Source organism: Dehalobacter sp. (genome assembly GCA_023667845.1).
Lineage (GTDB): Bacteria > Bacillota > Desulfitobacteriia > Desulfitobacteriales > Syntrophobotulaceae > Dehalobacter.
In genome coordinates this window covers 1-2,648 of record JAMPIU010000171.1, presented here as the reverse complement: position 1 = coordinate 2,648, position 2,648 = coordinate 1, and the positions used below count along the sequence as shown (strand labels likewise).

Below are 2,648 nucleotides of genomic sequence, written 5' to 3'. Positions count from 1 at the left end.
CGGCGAGAGCCTAATCATTGCCGGACTCCTTTCAGAGGAAGCAATCAATACCATGTCCAAGATTCCGCTACTCGGTGACATCCCGATCCTGGGGGCACTTTTCCGCTCAACTCAGAAGGACATTAAGGAAAAGGAGCTGGTTTTCTTCATTACGCCAAAACTGATGAGACCGACAGAAGCGGGGGTCAAGACAGAATTGCCCACTGATAATCATCCTACTCCTGAAGAGGAAAAGGAACTGAGGTGGGTTCCAATTCCGTAGCAGAAATGAAGAATATCAAATTCGGGCACCCATCTGCGGATGTCTTGGTTTAAAAACAATTGCAGAGATTTTCATCGCGCTGCAACACCTAAACTGCATAAAGATAGACAAGAAATCACACTTTCCTGGCTGGGCAATTCCCCTGAAAAGGAGTAGTAAATGAAAACTCCAAAACTGCTCGAAAAATATGTGAGTCCTGTAGGCAATCGAGGAATTGCCGTTGTCTACTTGGCCATACTTCTTTTTGTGCTGGTTGGTTTCACAGCACTGGCTATTGATATCGGTTATAAGTATGTGGCATCGACTCAATTGCAGAATGCAGCTGATTCAGCATCTTTGGCTGGGGTATCAAGACTGCCTAAAAGACCTGCTACTACAAACATAGCTGCTTTCAATAACCTATCTGCAGCTCGCAAAGAGGCATGGAGATTTGCTGCATCAAATATAGCAGCCAAAAAAAGCGTTTTCTTGGTTCAATCATCTAACCACACCACCCCGCCAAATAACCTTAACAACGCAAATGACGAGAATGGAGACATTGTTGTTGGTCATTGGAGTAAAACCGGTGGATTCACGTTACCAAATGGTGTTAACTCTATTAATGCAGTCAAGGTAGTTTCTAGACGAATAAAAAGCGGTTCTGTATCAGATGTAAGCATTGGCGATAATCCCTTGCCAACCTTTTTCGGTAAGATTTTCAAAATGAACGATATGTCAACTGAAGCAAGTGCTATAGCTGCAGCAGTTCCAGGTGCTACAAATTATATCCTTATGTGTTCTACATATAACTCCGCAGGGTCAGGTCTAGGACTAGAATGTATTAGCAATTGCACTTATCCTAAAATTTGTGCGATTGCCCCACGGATATTGGATAAAGGTGCCGGAACGCCTTATGCCAATGCTTTTGCCTGGACAAGTCTTTCAAAACAAAATACACCTAACAGTTATCTTGATGATTTAACTTGCGGTCGAATTTTTCCTAATGAAGATGTTTGCAATGGGCCCGTTTATACAACTGGAGGACAGACATCAACACTAAAAGCACTAGAATCTGCAATGTACGATCCACATTATGACATCAGCAATAAAGAATTTGATAATAATGGAAACGTAAAGGCATGGTGGGTTATTATTCCACTAATAAACGATTGCCCTCCAAGAGTTCAACCAACTCCCTTCCATGTAGACAGATTTGCTTTAATTAGAATAATACAAGCTTGTGGCTCAGGTGGCGGTAATGCATGCAAGGGGAATAACTATAAAGCGCCATCTTGCCCCTTTGGACAAAACAATGTATTAGTAATTGATCGTTATTCCTGTATGGACTGCGCACAAAAAGAAAGATTTATTGGGCTCAAATGGAACCTTGTTAAGTAACACAAATAATAATCCGAAAATTCAATTATCCTATCTAACTATTTGAATCAAATATTTTACAATATATCATTTTTTTGGAGAGAATCTAACCATGCCTCCACACATTTCCATGGTCATCATCGATAGCGACAAATCCTCACGAGACGTGATTGCGTCCATCGTGCAGCCGTTTGCCGACACTATCAAAATAGAAGGCTCGGTCGACGACTTTGGTGAAGGACTGAAAATAATCAAAAAAGCTTCCGCCAATATCGTCATCCTGGAAGTAAACGACCTGAATCGTGGCATTGAAGAGGTTCAGTATCTACTCACGAACCATCCAAAACTGTCAATAATCGTCAGCTCGTTTGAGAAAAGCACGGAGTGGATTCTGAAGCTGATGCGGGCCGGTGCCGTCGAATACCTGTTGCGCCCCATCGCTCAGGAAGAGCTGATCCAGGCACTGACCAAAGTGGGCAGGTTCTGGTTCACAAAACCGGCGACAGAAACAAAGTCGGGAAAAATCATTGCTGTCTATTATCCGACCGGTGGTGCGGGAGTAACAACAGTAGCGGTGAACCTGGCTGCCGGGCTTGCGACGGAAAACACTAAGGTGGCGCTGGTCGACCTGAACCTGCTGACCGGTGACATTTCCACTTTTCTGGATGTAAATCCATCTTACACCTTGAGCAGCGTCACCAATAACATCGCACGGCTCGACGCCAATTTTCTCATGGGCGTTATGACGCGTCATTCGTCAGGACCCTATGTACTGACGGAACCGACCGAAGTGGACGAGGCAATCGACATCACCCCCGAGCAGGTGCACCGCCTGCTGCAATTTCTCAAGGGAATTTTCGACTATGTGGTAATCGACTGCGGCGGTCAACTTGCCGGCTGCACCATGGCCATTCTGGAGAATGCCCATTTAACTCTCTTCACCATGGTACTGAGCCTTCCGACCATCAAGACCGCAAAACGCTACCTGACGGCAATGGAAAGAAAAGGCATCAGAAAAGATCGACTGAGA

2 protein-coding genes and 1 pseudogene are annotated in these 2,648 nt (G+C 44.6%); all 3 read left to right on the top strand.

What is annotated here, in order from left to right; all coding sequences use genetic code 11:
- Positions 1-106: pseudogene (locus tag NC238_14685) on the top strand (type II and III secretion system protein).
- A gap of 315 nt (positions 107-421) precedes the next feature.
- On the top strand, positions 422-1,639 hold the full coding sequence (locus NC238_14680; protein ID MCM1567153.1) for a Tad domain-containing protein: 1,218 nt from the start codon (positions 422-424) through the stop codon (positions 1,637-1,639).
- Positions 1,640-1,730: 91 nt separating this feature from the next.
- The coding region (locus NC238_14675; GenBank protein MCM1567152.1) for an AAA family ATPase at positions 1,731-2,648 on the top strand (918 nt) is incomplete at its 3' end.